This is a genomic window from Rhodobacteraceae bacterium LMO-JJ12 (assembly GCA_021555075.1).
Taxonomy (GTDB): domain Bacteria; phylum Pseudomonadota; class Alphaproteobacteria; order Rhodobacterales; family Rhodobacteraceae; genus JAKGBX01.
In genome coordinates this window covers 407,367-426,449 of record JAKGBX010000001.1, presented here as the reverse complement: position 1 = coordinate 426,449, position 19,083 = coordinate 407,367, and the positions used below count along the sequence as shown (strand labels likewise).

Below are 19,083 nucleotides of genomic sequence, written 5' to 3'. Positions count from 1 at the left end.
CTTTACTCACCGGGCACGAGGATTTGCCGGCGGACCAATTCACCGTCATGCACGGCCTGGAAGATTTCGTTGATGTCATCGAGCGGCTTTTGTTCGACAAACGGCGCAAGCTTGACCTTGCCGCTTGTCACGAGTTCGAGCGCACCGGGGTAAAGCTCGGGCGGGCAGCCCCAGTTGCCCAGAAGGCGCGCATGGAAGGCCATCAGGTTCGACAAGCGTACTTCGAGTTTGTCCATGGTGAAGCCGACCACGCACATGGTGGCGCCGTGGTTGAGCAGGCCAAACGCCGTGGTTTGCCCCGCAGCTGTGCCCGAGCACTCCATGATGATCCATTCCGAAGGCCGAAGGCCGTTGGCCTTGGCAAAGGCGCCGATCTCTTTCTTCAGACCGCGAACATCAAAGTCGCGGGCGTTCAGGGTCAGAGCCGCACCGTTCTTGCGAACCGCCTCAAGCTTTTCGGGGACAACATCAATCGCCACCACGGTCGCGCCCATTGCGGCAGCAACCTGCACCGCGTAGCCACCGACGCCGCCGGTGCCATTGACGATCACCAGATCGCCCTCGCCCACACCGGCCTGCACCGCAGCCTGATAAGGCGTGGTCAACGCGTCGGCAACGACCGAGACATCCGCCAGAGTCAGCCCGACAGCGGCAAGTTTATCGGTATCGACCGGGCACAGCCCGCGGGAGGGGACGGTGATATGGCTGGCAAATCCGCCTTGAATGTCATTGCCCGGCATCTTCTGCGCCTTGCAGATCGTGCCCTTGCCGCGTTGGCAGGCGTCGCATTCGCCACATGGCATCACCGCAGGCACGATAACGGTCTTGCCGATCCAGTCTTCTGCGCCCTCACCCGCCTGGGTGACAGTACCGCTGATTTCGTGGCCCAAGGCCAGCGGCAGCGCATGATTCGTGCGCACGCCGTCATAGTAATAACCAAGGTCCGTGTGGCAGACGCCGCAACCGGCAACCTCCACGACAACCTCGCCGGCACCCGGCTTGTCGATGTCGAACTGCACCCTTTCGAGTGGCTTTTCACCTGAGACCATCATCCAGCGTGTTGGCATCTTCTTCCTCCTGAGTCTGGGCGGGAAGCCTTATTGACAGCGTTCCCAATCCCTATTACCGTAAATTGGTACGCTAATACCTATTTAAGGTCAACAAAGAAAACCACCAGGGGCCAGGAATGGCCTGAAATCCCCAAAAAACAAAGATGGGAGCCGCCATGAACGCCCTAAGTCATCAAGCCAAAACCGTATCGTTTGCCATCGTCGGCACCGGCGGTGCTGGTGCGATCACAGCAGGATCCATTCTGCTCGAATCCGCAGGAAAGTCCGGTTGGTATGGTCTGCTGACTCGCTCGGTCGGGCCACAGATTCGCGGCGGTGAGGCCGCGGCGCTGGTTCGTTTGTCCACCGAACCGGCAGCCTGCATGTCAAAAGAGTTTGATATCCTCGTCGCAATCGACTGGAAGAACGCCAACCGGTTCATCGGCAACATGCCGGTCGCGGCTGGCGGTCTGGTGATTTGCGATCCTGCCGCGGGCGATCCGCCCAAAGCTGTGCTCGACGCGGATTGCACCATCGTGCAATGCCCGATTGGCGAGCTGGCCAAGGCCGTTCCGGGTGGGCGCGAAAACATGATCTCGGTCGGTCTTATCATCGAACTGATCGGGCTGCCGCTTGAAACCGTGATGAACACTGTTTCCTCCAAACTGCAAAGCAAGGGCGAGAAGGCCATCGAAACCGGGCGCCTTTGCATCGAATCGGGCATGCAGGCGGCGCAGGCCTTTCCGCAGACCAAGACCCTGGCCCCGGCCAAGGATCAGGACGCCAAGCGCTGGCTGATTACCGGTAACGAAGCCGTTGGCCTTGGCGCGCTGCGTGGTGGCATCACCTTCGCCGCCGCCTATCCGATCACGCCAGCCACCGAAGTGCTTGAATACCTCGCGCCCGCGCTTGCCTCGATTGGTGGCGCATTGGTACAGGCCGAAGACGAGCTGGCCTCGATCAACATGATTATCGGGGCGTCTTTTGGTGGTCGCGCCTCGATCACGGCCACATCCGGCCCCGGCCTCGCGCTGATGATGGAGAGCCTCGGGCTTGCCGCCGCCTCGGAGACGCCGATTGTCATTGTCGATGTGATGCGTGTCGGTCCATCCACAGGTATCGCCACCAAATCCGAACAATCCGACCTGAACATCGCGGTTTACGGGCTTCACGGTGATGCCGATCATGTGGTCGTCGCCCCGCTGAGCGTGTCTGACTGTGTGTTTACCGCGCAATGGGCGGTGCATATCGCCGAAACGCTGCAAACGCCGGTTGTCGTGTTGTCGGATCAATCGATTGGCCAGGCCAACGTGCTGATCGACATCCCCGCCGACGTCACCTTCCTGACCAAGCGCAAACCCTATGTCGCCTCTGACGAAAGCTATCTGCGTTATGGTTTGACTGCCGATGGCGTCTCGCCCATGGCGCTTCCGGGGCAGCCGGGCGGCCAATATACCGCCGATGGGTTGACCCATACAGAGCGCGGCTCTCCCTCAAGCGCCAGGGTTGATCAGCACGAACAGATGATCAAGCGCGCCAACAAGATCGAAAAGTTCGAATTTGGCGATTATTGGGGTGTGAGTGAAGGCGATGCGGCCAGCGATACCGTGATCCTGACCTGGGGGTCGATGACCGGGGCGGCACGCGAAGCGTTGGACCTTCTGTCGGATCAGGGCATCTCGGCGCGTCTGGTTTCTTTGCGTCAGATATCCCCCTTCCCCACCGATGCGTTGCAGGCGGCGTTGAAGGGCGCAAAGCGGGTGTTGGTCGTGGAACAGAGCTTCTCGGGTCAGTTCTATCGCCATGTGCGCTCGAACATCGATTTGCCTTACGACCTCAAGCAACTCAACCGCGAGGGACCGTATGAAATCGGACCCGATGAAATTGCCTCCCAGATCACTGATTGGAAAGTCCAATGACAGTTACCAAAATGAAAGCCAGCCAGTTCACGTCCGATATCACACCGATCTGGTGCCCGGGGTGTGGCGATTTCCATGTTCTGATGTCGATCACCAAGGCGCTTGCAAACTTGGGCAGACCGCCCGAGGAGATTGCCGTCATTTCCGGCATTGGCTGCTCCTCGCGCATTCCCGCCTATACCAACTGTTATGGGTTTCATGGCGTTCATGGGCGCTCGTTGGCGGTGGCTGCGGGTCTCAAGGTGGCGCGTCCTGATCTGACCGTGATGGCGATGAGTGGTGACGGCGACGGGTTTTCCATCGGCGGCAACCATTTCCTGCATGCCTGTCGGCGCAATGTCGACATGACCTATGTGGTGATGGACAACCGGATTTACGGCATGACCAAGGGCCAGCCTTCGCCCACAACCGAGCCAGATTGGGACACGGCCCTGTCGCCGGGCGGCACCGGACTTTCGCCGTTCCATCCGCTGGTAATCGCGCTGGCTTCGGGGGCGAATTTCGTCGCCCGCGAGTTTTCCGGCAACATCAAGGCCTGCACGGAAACCATCAAGCAGGCGATCGAGCATCCGGGCTTTTCCTTTGTGCAGATCCTCAGCCCCTGCGTCACCTTCCGCCCCGATGAGAAAGAGTGGAAGAATCAGGTGCATGAGGCCAGCGTGCCGGAAACCGATGATCCGGCACGTGCCGCGCGCCGCATCATGACCGATGACGGGATGAACACCGGCATCCTCTATCGCGGCCATCGCAAACCCTATTTCGCCTCGGTCAAGGACGGCGTGGAAAGAGATCTTCGCCCGCTCGAAAAAGCGTTCGAAATCTAGGGCGCGCAAGCCTCAAACGGGCCACCTTTCGTTGCCTCCAAGACGTCAGCCGGGCCGCATCGCGCCCGGCTGATTTATTCCTGGGGATCGAAATTTTTCGTTGTCTTATTAAGGATGAGAGACGATAGGACGCAGACTTACGATTTGACAACACGCTGACGTAAAATGGTAAATTCCGCCCCGAGGAGACATTTTTCGCAAACCAGTACCGCAATGCCATTTTCAAGCCTTATCAAGGAATTGCAGCGTTTTCGAAGCGCGAAAACATCTGGGGCACGGGCGCGATTGTGAACTCCTGGTAAAACTGGAGGATAACCATAGTGAAAATGAGAGCCACCACCGCAGCCATCGCGGCCGTGCTTGGCCTGGGTCTGACGGCCGGTGCCGGATGGAGCGAAGGCAAGCATACCGAGGGCAAACCGAGCTTGCCTTTCGGTCCCGGCGAACAGATCGAAATCGAACCGCCAGGAGTTAAACCCGGCGTGCCGGTGATATCGGATGTCGAATTCAAGCGCGGCACCGAGATCTATTTCCAGCGTTGCGCCGGCTGTCACGGGGTGCTGCGCAAGGGCGCCACTGGCAAGCCGCTGACACCCGACATCACGCGCGATCTGGGTGTTGAATACCTGGAGAGTTTCATCACCTATGGCTCGCCCGGCGGTATGCCCAACTGGGGCACTTCTGGTGAACTGAGCGAAGCGGACGTCAACCTGATGGCGCGCTATGTCATGCAGGACCCACCCACCCCGCCGGAATTCGGCATGAAGGAAATGCTGGCCACCTGGAAGGTGCATGTTCCCGTCGAGGATCGCCCGACCAGCCCGCAGAACGACTGGGATCTGGCCAACCTCTTTTCGGTCACGCTACGCGATTCGGGTGAAATTGCCCTGATCGACGGCAAGACCTATGAGATCAAGCTGTTCATCAAGTCCGGCTATGCGGTGCATATCAGCCGGGTATCGGCCTCTGGGCGGTATCTTTACACCACCGGACGCGACGCCAAGATCAACCTGATCGACCTGTGGATGAACCCGCCCACCACCGTGGCCGAGATCGACACGGGGATCGAGGCACGCTCGGTCGAAGGCTCAAAATTCAAGGGCTGGGAAGACAAATATGCCATCTCGGGCACCTATTGGCCGCCGCAATTTGTCATCATGGACGGTCATTCGCTTGAACCGCTCAAGATTGTCGGCACCCGCGGTATGGTCGTCGGAACGCAGGAATATCACCCTGAACCGCGCGTCGCCGCCATCGTGTCGTCGCACTACAAACCCGAATTCGTGGTCAATGTGAAAGAGACCGGCAAGGTGATGATGGTCGACTATTCCGACCTCGAAAACCTCAAGATCACCACGATCGACGCCGCGCAGTACCTGCATGATGGCGGGTTCGATTCCACTGGCCGGTATTTCATGGTTGCAGCAAACGCCTCGAACATGGTCGCGGCTATCGACACCAAGGAGGGCAAGCTTGCCGGGCTGGTCGAAACCGGGCCGACCCCGCATCCGGGTCGTGGTGCCAATTTCGTGCATCCCGAATTCGGGCCAGTCTGGGCAACAAGCCATCTGGGCGACGAATCCGTGGCTTTGATCGGCACCGACCCCGAAGGGCACCCCGATCAGGCGTGGAAGGTCGTGGCCACGCTGGAAGGTCAGGGGGGTGGATCGCTCTTCATCAAGACGCACCCGAAGTCGACCAACCTCTGGGTCGACACGCCGCTCAACCCGGACGAGGAAACTCACCAGTCGGTCGCGGTGTTCGACATCAACAACCTCGACGCGCCCTATGAAGTTTTGCCGATCGTGGAGTGGTCGGGCATCAAAGACGGGCCACGCCGGGTCGTGCAGGCAGAATACAATCAGGCCGGTGACGAGGTCTGGATTTCGGTGTGGAACACCAAGGACAAGGATTCGGCGATTGTCGTAGTTGATGACAAGACTCGGAAACTGAAAAAAGTGATCAAGGATCCACGTCTGATCACACCGACCGGCAAGTTCAACATCAACAACACCCAGCACGACGTTTACTGAAGGCTGGAAAACAACACGCCGGGCGCTGCCGCGAGGTGGCGCCCGGTTTTTCTTTGGTAAGCTCAGTCCGAGGAACAGCTTACCCCTTCTACATCAGCGAACCAATCAGCCCATACGCTCACTTGTGTAGTCACCGGGGGATGCGGGGAACACGACGGTCTTGTTTCCGTTCAGGAACGTCCGGCGCTGCGCATGGGCCAGAATCGCGCGTGACAGAACCTGTGCTTCGACATCACGGCCCAGAGACACATAGTCAGAGGCGGATTGTGCGTGCGTCACGCGAACAATATCCTGTTCGATGATGGGGCCTTCATCGAGGTCGGCCGTCACGTAGTGTGACGTTGCCCCGATCAGTTTCACACCCCGTTCATGAGCCTGTTTATAAGGGTTTGCACCCTTGAAAGAGGGGAGGAACGAGTGATGAATATTAATGATCCGGCCCGACATTTTTTGGCACATTTCATCCGACAGGATCTGCATATAGCGGGCCAGAACGATCAACTCGGCACCTGAATCCCCTACCACTTCCATGATCCGGGCTTCGGCCTGCGGTTTGTTGTCTTTTGTCACCTTGATGTGGTGAAAGGGAATGTCGTGATTGACGACAACTTTTTGATAATCCGTATGATTTGAAATCACCGCAACGATATCAATCGGCAACGCGCCAATACGCCAGCGATAGAGCAGATCGTTAAGGCAATGACCAAAACGCGACACCATGATCACCGTCTTGAGTTTGGGCTCTTCCTCGTAAAAGGCAAACTCCATGTCGAACGGTGCCGCAACTTCGCCCATGCCAGCCGTCAGTGACGCCGCATCGGCCCCTGTCTCGGAAATGAAACCGACCCGCATAAAAAACTGGCCGGTTTCCTGATCGTCAAATTGCGAGCTGTCGATCAGGTTACAGCCATTTTGAGCAAGATAGTTGGTGATCGCGGCAACGACCCCGCGCGTGGATTTGCAGGTAACGGTCAGACAGATTTTAGTCACTTTGGGTGTCCTTCGAGGCGATCAGATTGTTTTTCTGCGGTGCACGATGGAATGCGGCGCGTCAATGCTTTGCGGCTATGACACGGGAATTTTGATCTGTTCGTGTATCGCTTGGCACCACCCGGCAAGCGCAGGCTGCTACATGCCTAATATTCAGGCGAGCTTTTGGGCGGGATCAGACGGCCTGTTGGTGACGCGCCTAAGAATCAGAAAGACCCCGGCCTGCATCGCAAAACCGGGGACTTTTCCGTTTAGGCGCCAATCAATCCTTGCGTTGGTCGATGACCCTGACGGCCTTGCCTTCCGAGCGCGGAATCTGTCCTGGCGTCTTGGCCGTTACCATGCAGGTCACGCCGATGATCGACTTGATATGGTGGCGCACTTCGCCAGCCTTGGCGGTCAGAGCTTGGATCGAATCGCCAACTGATGGCAACACTTCGACATCCACCGCCATCGCATCAAGTGCCCCTTCCTTGTATAGTCGGATCTGATAATGCGGTGCGAGGCCTTCAAGCCCAACCAGAACGCTTTCCACCTGTGACGGATAGACGTTTACGCCGCGGATGATCATCATGTCATCGTCACGCCCATCAACCCGGCAAATGCGCACATGGGTGCGTCCACAGCTACAGGGTTCATCGCTCAACCGGGTGATATCACGCGTGCGATAGCGGATCATCGGCATCGCTTCCTTGGTCAGGGTGGTGATGACCAGCTCACCGGTTTCACCCATCGGAAGCGGCTCAAGCGTTTCGGGGTCGATGATTTCAAACAGGAAATGATCCTCCCAACCATGCAAGCCATCGCGCTCGGCGTCGCATTCGCAGGCCACGCCCGGCCCCATGATCTCGGACAGACCATAAACGTCGACCGACTTGATCCCGAGACGCTTGTCCAGTTCCTTACGCAGTTCGTTCGACCAGGGTTCAGCCCCGAACAGCCCACGGCGCACCGGCAATGTGGCAATGTCCACGCCCATACCTTCAGCGACTTCGGCAATGTTAAGCGCATAAGATGGTGTCGCGCACAGATTGACCGGGCCGAAATCCTTGAGCAGCGTCACCTGACGCTCGGTTCCGCCGCCAGAGATCGGCACGACAATACAGCCCAGTTTTTCGGCGCCGTAATGTGCCCCGAGGCCGCCGGTAAAGAGGCCATAGCCATAGGCATTGTGAACCAGATCGCCGGGCCTGAACCCGGCCGCACCCATCGAGCGCGCCATCAGCGAACTCCAAAGCTCCAGATCTTTTTTTGAGTAACCGACAACTGTCGGCTTGCCGGTGGTGCCAGAAGACGCGTGAACACGCGACATTTTCTCAAGCGGCATGGAGAACATATTGAACGGATAATTGTCGCGCAGATCGGTTTTCACGGTGAAGGGAAAATGCCGGATGTCTGCCGCAGTTTTCAGATCGTCCGGTGTCACCCCGGCCTTGTCAAACGCCGCGCGGAAGTGCGCGACATTCTCATAGGCGTGGCGCAGCGACCATCGCAGGCGCTCGGCCTGCAACTCGGCAATCTCAGGCCGAGACATTGTCTCGGCCTGCCGGTCATACTTGAAATCTGGTTCTCGTGATTTGGTGTCGAGCATCGTTGATATTCCTCCCTGAATATCATTCTCTTAGGTTGAATGGCTCAGGCTTTGCTCCATCCCGGCTGAATCCCCGGTTTGGACAAGCTGGCCCCGCGTGCGGGCATCTTGTTCAGCGCATAGCCTTGGGTGAATGAAGCCTTGGTGATCAGTGTGAATTTGAACATCCAGCCCGCCGCCGCAGCGCCCAGACCAGCCAGCCCAAGCACTGCTTCCTGACCAAAGGGCAATATCGCTGCCAGCCCGGCCAAGACGATCAAGGCGCCGTGAACCGGAGCGATCATTCCCGTTTTCGGCGCATCCAACACGGGCGCAAGCCCGGTTGGCCCGCCGGTCTGCCTGAAGCTGACACGGTAGTTTCTCCAGAAGACCCAACGCGCGGCCAACAGGACCAGCAACACAACGGCAAGGCTACGCCCGATTGCGCCGCTTGCCCCGGTCAGCACCGAAAGCAGCGCCAGAACACCCGCGCCCTCGGTCAGGCCGGTGGTAAAGATCAACGGCACGATGCCCGGTTGACGCCAGGCAGGAATCCCCTTGGCCGCCCGCAAAATCCGCGACTGGCAATAGAGAAAGAATAAACCGCTGAGCGCGGCCAGCGCGCCAAGCGTCAGTGATCCCGTCTGCCAATCCGGCCCGCCGAAAACACCGGTCAGCCAGGCCAATCCACCAAACCCGAAGAAGGGCAGTGCCGCGAAGGCTTCGCGCGACATCCAACTGGTGCGCGCATTGCGAAAAACGTTGAAGAACCGCCAAGGGCGTCCGATTTCAAGCCAGACGCAAAACAGGCCCAGCGAAACAAAGGCCAGCGCGATGAAGGCCGCTGACCAAAGCATGGCTCCGGCAAACCCGGCCAGCATGGTCATGGCAAGCAATCCCGTGCCGGTCCCACCGAATACAAAGTTTGCCGCTGCCCGCCAGTCCCAGTTTCTTTGAAGCTTGGGCGATACCGCCGCCAGCCCTACAGGCTCGGCCACCATCGGCACTGACTCGGAGGGGGCCACATCGTCAATCTCGCCATCGTAGAGGTAGAAGATATTCGGGCCATTGCCCAATTCTTCATGCATGCGGAAGTGGCGCTTTTCCTTGAGTAGCATCGACACATTGCTGTTGGGATCATCGAGATCGCCCATTTGCAGCGCGCCCGAAATGCACGATGCGACGCAAGCAGGCGTCGCGGCCATATCCACACCCGGAGTAAGCCCCATGGCGCGCCCTTCGTCGATCCGATCAACGCACATCGTGCATTTTTGGGACACGCCCAACCGACCGGGATCTTCACGCAGCGTCTCGTGGCGCATCACCTTGCCGTCATAGGCCGAAGACGGTTTGTCGACCTTGTAGCGCGCCTCGTAAGGGCACGATACAGCGCAATAGGCGCAGCCGATGCAGATGTCCTGATCAATCGTGACGATGCCATCTTCGCGCTTGCGCGTTGCGGTCGAGGGGCAGATATCAAGGCAGGACGGCGTGTCGCAATGCATGCACCCGACTGGCACGAAAGCCCGATTTACGGTCGGAAATTCGCCGGTTTCAAAGTCGAGCACCTTGCGCCACTGGATGTTAGGCGCGGTGTTGTTGGCATGTTTGCACGCCGATGTGCAGGTCTGACAGCCAACGCAGCGGTTCAGATCCGCGACAATCCCATAAGTGGTCATCGCTTGCCCTCCACTTTCCGAATGGCCACCCGGACCAGATCGGCCCCGGACCCTGTCGCATCGGTCAACTCAAGCGACATCGGTGTCAGACCGTTCATGCTGGGGGTTTTCAGATCCTTGGCGAAGGGCGTTTTCCAATGGTCAAACTGGCCGATCATCAGCAAGGTATCCGGGCGGATGCCATTGCGCAGGATCACCGCGCCCTCGGTGGTGCCGGTGGGCGAATAGACCTCGACCCGCTCGCCTTCTTTCAGGCCCAGCTTGGCCGCTGCCGCCGGGTTCATCATAACGCCGCCATGGCCCGCGATATTGGAAGCCACCTCTTGAATCATCTGAATGCCGACATTGCCGCCCCATGAATATTGCATCGAGCGCGCAGTCAGCAGCCAGAACGGATAGTCGCCGATCTTGACGTCATACATGTCTTCCTGCGCCTTGGCCCAGAGACCCTGAAGGTCTTGGTAATGCGGCATCGCCTCGTATTCGCGAAGCTGACGATCCCACCAGGTGATGCCCATCTCGTGCAAACGGTCGCCCAACTCCTGTCCGATCCTGAGCAAGCGTTCCTGATAGGGTAGCTCGAACCGCAGGCCCTTCTCGACCATCGCGGGATAGAGATACCAGCGCAGCTTGGGGAACGGCACGGTGCGGAAACCATGTTCGCGGAAATAGTCCAGGCCCTGATTTTCGGCGCCTTCGGTCAGTTCGGCACTGGCCGCGCGGCACGAATGGTCCCAGATCTCCTCGACCGAATGTTCCTTGTCGGGTTGCAGTGAATGGTCGTATTTTTCCCCGAACAGGCGAACCCCCGCCGCGCCCTTGTTGATCGCGACGTTATATTCTTCGAGCAAACCTGTGCCCTTGGCGATCTGAGTCGCGATCCAGGTGAAATCGCGCGCTTCGCCCATTGGCTTGGACGCCGGATCACGCAGGGCAAAGCCTTGATGCTCCCAGAACTGTTCGACATATTTCGACCCGCCAATGCGGATAAGCTGCAAGCCTTCCAGATCGGTGCATTCGGGCAGCAGAACATCGGCCGTGTGATTGGTTTCGTCGTGGGTATAGGCAAAGCAGACGGTGAAGGGGAACTTGTCCATCGCCTCGCTCACCGCTTTGGTATCCCAGAACGAAATCGCCGGGTTGGTGCGATAGACGAACCAGACATCCGGCGCTGTCGGCTTGGGCAGGTGGTCAAACCCGTCCTTCTGCGCCATCCATGCCAGATGGGTCGGCCCCAACGCCTGAGACCAGGGCGAGTTTGCCGCCAAAGGCACCAGAGTCTGGTGCGCGTGACGCGCGCTGGAAAATTCCTCGAATTCGCCTTTGCGGGTCGGGTTCATCGGATAGTTCATGAAACCATCCGCCCCCGGCACGACGCTGGACCAGCGGTTGTCGGCAGGGCGGTTCAGCCGCACGGTGGTGCCAAGCGTGCCACCGGGCACTTCCAGCCCACCAATTAGAACAGCCATCAACGTCCGGGCCCAGGCACATTCGTACCCGCCCCAGCCGTTGCTGACCGTCTTGCCCAACGAAATCGCGACCGGCCGGAATGGCAAGGTCACGCCTTCGATTTCAATCGTCTCACCGACATGGGCATGATGCAGATAGTCCAGTGCTGTCTTGCGGATCACCTCGGCGGGCACGTCGCAAATCTCTGACGCCCATTCCGGGCTATAGGGACGAACATGCTCAACCAGATGCGCAAATGCTGGCTGGCAGGTGATACCGGCGTGGTGCCATTCCTTGTCGTCCGGGCCGATTTCAACGCCTGAGACGGTGAAATCACCCTCGATCGCTTCATCGGTGTCTGGCGTGTCATGCGGCACGGCCTTCCCGGTCTTCAGATCCCAGATCAGCGGCTTCTTGGTCTCGGGGTCGCGCAGATAGAAACCGTTCGGTGCAATCAGGTAAGGCGAGGAGCTGCGCACTTTGAGGAACGGCACATCCAGCCGCTCGCGCTCGGCCTCATGCAAAAGCACGTGCAGCATGGCGAACATGAAGGCCGGGTCAGTTTTCGGCTTGATCGGCACCCATTCGGCAGAACACGCACCCGTGACGGAAAGATGCGGCTCGACCTGCACCTTCTTCACGCCGCGGTCGCGGGCATCGGCGTGGCGACGCACACCACAAACCCCGCCCGAGGCTTCGACGTTGGCACCAAACGAGATGATCATCTCGGCCAGCGGCGTGTCGGGCGACACGGTAAAGGCGCGATGCCAGAATTCACCGTAAAGGTGCTCGGAGTGATAGCATTTCACCCCTTGCCCGCTGCCAAAGCTCATATCGACCGAGCCCCAGGCCTTCAGGAAAGCCGGGAACGTACCCATATAGACGGTCGAGGTGCCGCCCCCGCCAAAGCTGGCTGCGACGCGGGGAAAGCCACTTTCGTCGTTCAAACCCTTGGCGCGAACATCGTTCATCTTGCTACAGATCAGCTCCAGCGCCTCTTCCCACGTGGCCTCGCGGAATCCGGGGTCTTCGCCCCGCCCCTTCTTGGGGTTGGTGCGGATCATCGGCGTTTGAATGCGGTGCGGGTTGTTGGTCTTCTGAATCAGACCGAACGCCTTGACGCATACCTTGCCATGCGCCGGATGGATTTCGGCCGCCGACCCGTTTGGCCGGATCTGGTAAGGCACCCCGTCCATGACATCGACCTTCATCAGGTCAGGACCGGACACACATTGATAGCAATAGGACGCAACGCTCGTCTTGTTGACGGGCTGATTTGACGACTTCATGGCATTAGCCTTTCACGACTCCGCCAGCTTGGCAGCCTTGGCACGCAGTCTTTCCTGGGTTTTGTCGACATCAACAATGAAACGCTCGTGGCGGCCCTTGCAGATCTTATCGAGTGCGTCCTTGGCAACCACTTCAAAGACCACCTTGCGGCCTTCGATTTCGGTCACTGTGGCGGTCACTGTGACCTCCATACCCAAGAGCGTGGGGGCGGTATGGGCGATTGATACGATCGTGCCGACTGAATCCTGACCCTCGGGCACGCGCGCGACAATAAGATCGCGGCAGGTATGTTCAATATCACGCACCAGCGACGGCGTGGCATAGACGCGGCAATCCTCGCCCATGAAGTCAATGGTTCGTTCTTCATCGACTGTGATTGTGCGGGTTTCCGATGTTCCGACCGTCAGGTTATCATTCATTTGAAGCGCTCATCCATGTAATAGGGGTAATTCGGTACTACTATGCACTTTTAATCTGATTCTGACTAGAAAGAAAATTTCAAATCTTCAACATACTGTTTTTATTGAAATATCTCCGATCTAACATGTTACATTAAGGAATTTTTTCTAGAATTATGTAACATATTAACTTCTGAACCCCGAATCCGCGACGTGCGTTCGATTGGCTATCCAAGACCGACCTTGCTCGCCGCCAACCCCCGCAGCACGGGTTTGAGGATTTGAACATGCGTGGGGTTCCCGCTCATCCCGATTCACAGGGAGAGACACGCGAGAACATGCCCCGACCAGGCGCAAACCACCGCCCGTCATACTGATGGCGGCATCAGGCCAGTCGTTGACACAAAAACCCCCGCCATTGGCGGGGGCATTGTCTCTGGTCGATTGGTCGAGCGGCCTTAGAGGAAGGTGAAGTCTTCCAGCCCAAGTTCAGCGGCATTGACGCCTTCCAGCAGGATCGTATGCCCCTCATAAGACATCTGCGCGCCCTGGGCGGTGTTCACAATGTTCAGCGCGTCCACGTAGCCCTGAAGCCCTGACCCTGGCGCATTGTCGATACCCGACATGCGGAAGGTATCTTCGCCATTGGTCCAGTCGGTGATCACATCGGCATCACCGTCGTTGAAGCCGTTGAAGACGAATTGATCAGCACCCGAGCCGCCGGTCATCGTGTCGTCGCCGTTGCCGCCATTGATCACATCGTCACCGGCGCCGCCGTCGATCTCGTCGTGGCGACCACCACCTGCGAGGAAATCATCGCCTTCACCGCCGATTACGACGTCGTCGCCTTCGCCACCGCCGATGCTGTCGTTGCCGGCGCCGCCGTCAAGCGTGTCGCGTCCGGTGCCGCCGCCAAGACTGTCATTGCCATCGTCGCCATCAACAGCATCATTGCCATAGCTGGCACCGATGGTGTCATCGCCAGCGCCGCCGAACAATGTGTCGTTCCCGGCGCCCCCGGCCAGAACGTCGTCGCCTTCATTGCCCAGCACGAGATCGTCGCCCATACCGCCGCCGATCGTGTCATTGCCGCTGCTGCCGGTCAGGATATCGTTACCCAGTCCGCCGCCGACGTTGTCGTTGCCTGTGCCGCCGTCGATGCTGTCGTCGCCGTCAGAGCCAGAGATGTTGTCATTGCCATCGCCACCCGAAAGGCTGTCGCTGCCGCCGCCACCGGCGATGACATCGTCACCCCCCGTTCCGATCAGCGTATCGTCACCTTCGGTCCCCACGACCGTGTCACCCTGAGTGCCTCCGCCGCCGCCGCCACCGCCCAGCAGCACGTCAAGGCTGACCGTGCCATCGTCAAACTGGAACTGCTCGACATCAATGTAAATGTCGGTGCCCTCTGCGCTCTCGATCAGAATAGAGCCATCGAACTGCTCTGTCACCGTGGCACTGCCGCGCGTTACGCCCAGCACCGCCGTGTCATTGCCAGCGCCGCCATCAACAGTGTCATCGCCCGCGCCCGCATTCAGCGTGTCGTTGCCATTTTCACCCATGAGCGAATCATCGCCACCGTGCGCGCGGATCGAGTCGTCGCCATCTTTACCCTCAAAGCGCTCGCTTTCGCCTGAGCCCAAGAATGTGTCGTCGCCTTCTGATCCGCGCAGATATTCCACGCTGGTCAACGAACTGTTGAATGTGGTGCCATTATGGATCCCGGTGGCTGTGCCAGCCGCCAGATCCACCGTTACCGTGCTAAAGCCGGATTCGTCAAAACGTACCCGGTCAATACCCTCGCCACCGTCGATGGTGTCATTCCCGCCAGCCGCACGAAAACGATCATTATCATCGCCCCCAGTGAAACTATCGCCAAAATGGGTTCCCGATACTTCGATCTGAACACTCTGGCCATCGCCGGTGACATTGATCTGATCGGTGTAGCCAAAACCATCATTCTGGATGGTACCGGTGGACATATCGATGACAGCCCCTTGGGTGGCCGCTTGCGTGCCAGACGAGCCCAGATAGATCCGCGTAAAACCGCCGTCGAGGGAAGTGTTGACATTGTAGGTGTCGGCACCTTCCCCGCCACCAACCAACGCAAAGGAAGTCCAGTTGTTCATGTTCACGTTGAACGTGTCATTGCCAGTCGTGCCGTAAATGGTAATCGCATATTCATAGGCGGTGGCGACATTCGCAAAGCTGTCGGTCCAGCCACTGCCCACGACCGACAGGGTGTCGTTGGCAGAATCTGCGTTAACCGTGATCGGCCCGGCCACTGCGCTGTATTCGATTGTCACACTGCCGGTCGCGCCGCCAAAATTATAGCTATCGTTGCCCGTGCTGCCATGCAGCTGATCGTCACCCTGGCTTGCTCCGGGATTGATCACATCATTGCCGGGACCACTGTAGAGGTTGTCGCTACCGCTGGTGCCGACAATGTTGCCATTGCCGCTAACGGCCATCATCAGCTCAGACCAGTCGGACATGTCGAACGAAGCCGCGCCGGACGCATCAAGAGTATAGCTGGCCCCGAACAGATCGCCCAGCGGGTTAAGATTGTCGGCATCTGCGGCCTGCAAGGCAGCGATCAACTCGGCCACGGTCCAGCTAAAACCAGATGTCTGTGCCTGAAGCACATTGCTGGAATTGCTGAAATCCATGCTGGTGATCGTGCCTGCGATCAACTCGGTACCGCTATAAGTGAACCCCGTGCCATGAACCGTGGTGATCGCCCCGGTCTCAGGCTGAGTGAGCACATATTGGGTCGCCGCCATGTTCGAACCGGTAACGTCCAGCCCGTCATAGCCAAAGAAAGCGTCCTCAAGAAAATTGGAGTTGGTGCCAGTGAAGATGATTTGCATTAAATTTCCCCATAATATTTGCCGATTAACCAAATCCGCCAAATTGGGGGGCGATATTCAAAAAATCGTATTTTCAATTTCGATACTATCGATTGAAGCAGACAATTGACGTATGGGAAAGCTTTTTTGCCAATAACGTATGGGGCGACGCATCGCGGGATGCGAGCTTCGAGAAACCACCCATTTAACCTTGTGATCTGGCGCGTCTCCCCAAGCCACCTTCGGGAGTCATGCAAAACGCGATTTGCTTATGTACAAACCGCGTCTTGCAATTTTGGTTCAGGCCGGACTGTCCAGCATATCCGAGAGGTATGACTGCTAGACGAAGGTGAAATCTTCCAGCCCCAGATCGGCCGCGCTGGCGCCTTCCAGCAAGATCGTATGGCCCTCGTAGGACAATTGCACACCGTCCGCCACGTTCGTGGCATTGAGCGCGGCAAGCTTGCCTGCAAGACCACTGCCCGGCGCGCCCGTGATCCCGCTCATACGGAAGGTATCTTCGCCATTGGTCCAGTCAGTGATCACATCGGCATCGCCTGCATTGAAGCCGTTGAAGATGAATACATCCGCACCGTCGCCGCCGGTGATGGTGTCATCGCCGTTGCCCGCGTTGATCCTGTCATCACCACTGCCGCCGTCAATCATATCATGGCGGCCCCCACCGGCCAGGAAGTCATCGCCGGTGCCGCCGTCGATCACATCGTCGCCTTCACCGCCGCCGACCGTATCGTTGCCATCACCGCCCAAAATGGTGTCGGTACCGGTGCCGCCGCCCATGTCGTCATTGCCGGTGCCACCGTCCAGATTATCGGCCCCGAAAGAGCCGCCCATGTTGTCGTCGCCGGCCCCGCCAGACAGGGTATCGTCCCCGGCGCCGCCAAAGACGCCATCATTGCCAACGCCACCATTGGCAATGTCATTGCCAACGCCCGAACCAATCACATCGTTGCCGCTGCCGCCAGAAAGGGTATCATTGCCTTCGCCGCCACCGATGCTGTCGTTACCGCTGCCGCCATCTACGCTGTCATTACCGGTCGAGGCCGCGATATTGTCGGCACCGGTGCCGCCCAGGAGCACATCGTTGCCGGCACCACCCCCCAGGAAATCATCGCCATCACCGCCGTTCAGCGCATCGTCACCGTCCGCGCCTTGCAGCACGTCATCGCCCGTGCCGCCCAGCAGGTTGTCATTGCCTTCTTCGCCGGAAAGGGTGTCATCGCCGCCCAGCCCGACAATCGTGTCGTCGCTAGCATCTCCGGTGATCGAATCCGCGCCTTCCGTGGCGGGCGTGTCGGATACATCCAGCACGGCTGCCGCGACCGATGCGAACTGGGTCAAGCCGCCGTCATCGTCCACTTCGCTGAAGGAAAGGCTTGTGCTGTCAAGAGCTTCCACCGCGACACCAAGCGCCGCCAATGTCCCCATCAGGCCCAGGCTGTCGAAATCGATATTGGTGAGACCACCATCAGACAACACCACATCCAGAGCGCCGTCTTCGGTCGAACTGCCCAGGATCACCACCTGATCGTCGCTCAGCGCGGGCAGCACAAAGCTGGCATCCCCGCCATCCGAGATCGTGCCCAGATCGACCAAGGACAGGATCGTCAGCCCCTCTTCTTCGCCGCTATCGGTAAAGATCACCGCCAGCGCGTTGTACACGGTCGCAGCACCGCCGCCACCGCTGGTAGACGCCATGGAGAAATTGAAGAAGTTCAGGAACTGATCGAATACGCTTTCCTGGCTGACCAGGATCTGTGCCCCATCCAGCCCAAGGTTGCGCGCCAACTCTTGCTGCGAGTTCTGGTCGCCGCCAATGTTTTCGACAATATGCGTATCCTGATTGATCTCACCAAACGGCGCACCATCGCTGATCGCGGTTCCTGCCCCGGCAAAAGGATACATCAGCGCCGTATTCTCGTTGACATGACGCAGGCCGAAAATATGCCCGGATTCATGCGCGATCACCTGGGTCAACAGGGCCAGCTCGTCGGCGTCCCAGGTCAGACCTTCGCGGATCTCATCCGAGAGCACGAATGCATCATCGTTCTGGTCCTGGTTGCCGTAATCAATGCTGGTTGCCAATCCGTAAAGGTTCGCAGGCACATTAAGCCAGGCGGGTACATCGGCAACCTCGCCACCCACGTGTACCGTCGAATAATCGCCCGAGGTCGGCATGGTCGAGGTAAATTCGACGTTGTAATCATCGTAGATCGTGTTCAGCGAGGCTATGATTCCGGCCTGATCCGTAGCCGTCACACCCGAGCCCGGCAGGTTGAATTCAACCTCGGTTTCCACCGTAAACAGGCCGAGCAGAATATCATACATCGCCGGCCATTTCACCGCGCCGTAGTTGAAATCAACAAACACGACCTGGTCCTGATTGAACGAGAAATCGCCGATAAAGGCCGCGCTGTCATAGATGCCATCACCGGCATCCGCGACCTGAAACTGGACAGTGATGGTGTCCCCGCCATTCACATCAGTGGCCACCACCAGCGGCGGCGTCTGCCCGTCATAGAACGTGCCCACCGGCGACAGTGTATCAGAGAAGAAATCGTTGTTTACCGAAATCGGGTTGGCGTTCAAATCCAGCGCGACTTCGGTGCCGTTTACCGTGGCCGAGAAGAAATCGTTATAAGACGAACCGACATATTCGGGATATTCCTCGGACAGAAAAGAAAACGAAAACGAAAAGCTGTCTGCGTTTTCCGGCGCCGTGACGGTAAAGGCCAGGGTAATGGAATCCCCATCCACGCCACTGTCGCCCATATCAGTGCCCTGATTGCCGGCGCTATTGGCGTCGGTGGTATTCCCCGCAATACCGCTGGACAGGATCAAAAAGGAATTCGCCGCCGTGGATGAAAAACCCGCAAGCGAACTGTTTGATAACGCCGCCATGGTGGGATCGCCCGTCAGAGAAAAACTGGTGCCGTCCGGCAGGAGAAGTTCGTCTGCGAGTGTTGTTAAATTTACAGAAGTTAGTGACATCGTCTTTCCTTCCAAAACATGTTG

General features: G+C 58.4%; 9 protein-coding genes and 3 pseudogenes. 3 read left to right on the top strand and 9 right to left on the bottom strand.

Going from position 1 to position 19,083, the window contains the following annotated elements; all coding sequences use genetic code 11:
* Nucleotides 1–2: 2 nt before the first annotated feature.
* Entirely contained in the window at nucleotides 3–1,067 is a 1,065-nt protein-coding gene (gene had, locus LZG00_02075) for a 6-hydroxycyclohex-1-ene-1-carbonyl-CoA dehydrogenase (protein MCF3592779.1), read from the bottom strand.
* 158 nt (nucleotides 1,068–1,225) lie between these two features.
* On the opposite strand from had, the gene LZG00_02070 reads away from it, so the two are divergent.
* From LZG00_02070 to LZG00_02060, 3 genes and pseudogenes are all read left to right on the top strand, one after another.
* Nucleotides 1,226–2,968 (top strand): 2-oxoacid:acceptor oxidoreductase subunit alpha, encoded by a 1,743-nt coding sequence (locus LZG00_02070; protein ID MCF3592778.1) that lies wholly within the window; start codon nucleotides 1,226–1,228, stop codon nucleotides 2,966–2,968.
* A complete protein-coding gene (locus LZG00_02065; protein MCF3592777.1) occupies nucleotides 2,965–3,792 on the top strand; it encodes a 2-oxoacid:ferredoxin oxidoreductase subunit beta in 828 nt (275 codons plus the stop codon). The genes LZG00_02070 and LZG00_02065 overlap by 4 nt, the downstream gene beginning before the upstream one ends.
* Before the next feature lie 521 nt (nucleotides 3,793–4,313).
* Nucleotides 4,314–5,825: pseudogene (locus LZG00_02060) on the top strand (nitrite reductase).
* 105 nt (nucleotides 5,826–5,930) lie between these two features.
* Here the strand turns inward: LZG00_02060 and purU are convergent.
* From purU to LZG00_02020, 8 genes and pseudogenes are all read right to left on the bottom strand, one after another.
* Nucleotides 5,931–6,815, bottom strand: a complete 885-nt coding sequence (gene purU / locus LZG00_02055; GenBank protein ID MCF3592776.1) for a formyltetrahydrofolate deformylase — start codon at nucleotides 6,813–6,815, stop codon at nucleotides 5,931–5,933.
* A gap of 262 nt (nucleotides 6,816–7,077) precedes the next feature.
* Nucleotides 7,078–8,406, bottom strand: a complete 1,329-nt coding sequence (locus LZG00_02050; protein MCF3592775.1) for a phenylacetate--CoA ligase — start codon at nucleotides 8,404–8,406, stop codon at nucleotides 7,078–7,080.
* Nucleotides 8,407–8,450: 44 nt separating this feature from the next.
* Nucleotides 8,451–10,064 carry a dimethyl sulfoxide reductase anchor subunit gene (locus LZG00_02045; protein ID MCF3592774.1) on the bottom strand — a complete coding sequence of 538 codons (1,614 nt, stop codon included), beginning with the start codon at nucleotides 10,062–10,064 and terminating at the stop codon, nucleotides 8,451–8,453.
* A complete protein-coding gene (locus LZG00_02040) occupies nucleotides 10,061–12,802 on the bottom strand; it encodes a molybdopterin-dependent oxidoreductase (protein MCF3592773.1) in 2,742 nt (913 codons plus the stop codon). Before LZG00_02040 ends, LZG00_02045 begins: the two co-directional genes overlap by 4 nt.
* A gap of 12 nt (nucleotides 12,803–12,814) precedes the next feature.
* Complete coding sequence (locus LZG00_02035; protein MCF3592772.1) at nucleotides 12,815–13,222, bottom strand: hypothetical protein; 408 nt, start codon at nucleotides 13,220–13,222, stop codon at nucleotides 12,815–12,817.
* A gap of 674 nt (nucleotides 13,223–13,896) precedes the next feature.
* Nucleotides 13,897–14,034: pseudogene (locus LZG00_02030) on the bottom strand (hypothetical protein).
* Nucleotides 14,035–14,056: 22 nt separating this feature from the next.
* Nucleotides 14,057–15,672 (bottom strand): annotated as a pseudogene (locus tag LZG00_02025) (calcium-binding protein).
* A 717-nt stretch (nucleotides 15,673–16,389) separates the two neighbouring features.
* Nucleotides 16,390–19,059 (bottom strand): choice-of-anchor L domain-containing protein, encoded by a 2,670-nt coding sequence (locus LZG00_02020; GenBank protein ID MCF3592771.1) that lies wholly within the window; start codon nucleotides 19,057–19,059, stop codon nucleotides 16,390–16,392.
* Between the last annotated feature and the right edge of the window lie 24 nt (nucleotides 19,060–19,083).